The organism is Pseudomonas sp. 2(2015), assembly GCF_000955865.1.
GTDB lineage: Bacteria > Pseudomonadota > Gammaproteobacteria > Pseudomonadales > Pseudomonadaceae > Aquipseudomonas.
In genome coordinates, this window is record NZ_JYOF01000041.1 from 1 (window position 1) to 579 (window position 579).

Here is a 579-nt window from a genome sequence, read left to right on the forward strand (position 1 = left end):
TGGACCCGCTGGCAGTGCTGCCGTCGGTGTCCGTCACACTGACCGTGAAGCTCTCGCCCAGGCTGTTGGTGCCGTTGGCGTTCGGGTGGGCTTCGTTGTCGAGCAAGGTGTAGCTATAGGTCACCACGCCGGTCGAGGCGTCATAACCGGTGATGGTCAAGGTATTGCCCAGGGCGGTGGTCGCCGATTGCGGGAAGCCGCTGGCCACGCCGCCACTGACCACGGTGATGCCACCGACGGTCAGGGTTTGCACACCGTCCAGCGCGGTCACCGTGAAGCTGCCAGTTTGCGTCAGTGCTGGCGTATCCGGGTTGCTGCCGTCGCCAAGGTTCTTCTCGAAAACCGTCAGCTCGCCGCCTTCAACGTTCAAGCCATTGAGGGTCACCGGGTCGTTGAGGTTGGTGATATTCAGCACCAGGTTGGCGGTGGACACATCGCCATCAGCATCGGTCAGGGTGTAAGTAAAGGTCTCGACCCCGTTACCGCCGCCATGCAGGTTGAAGAAGTCCGGATCGGCAGTGTTCAGCGTGTAGGTGTAGGAACCGTCAGCGGCCAGCACCAATGTGCCGTAGGTGCCGA

At 61.8% G+C, this 579-nt stretch carries 1 protein-coding gene; it reads right to left on the minus strand.

Annotated features, from left to right (window positions below):
- Positions 1-579 (minus strand): VCBS domain-containing protein (locus tag UB48_RS26775; RefSeq protein WP_045202382.1); only part of this gene is annotated, 579 nt, incomplete at both ends.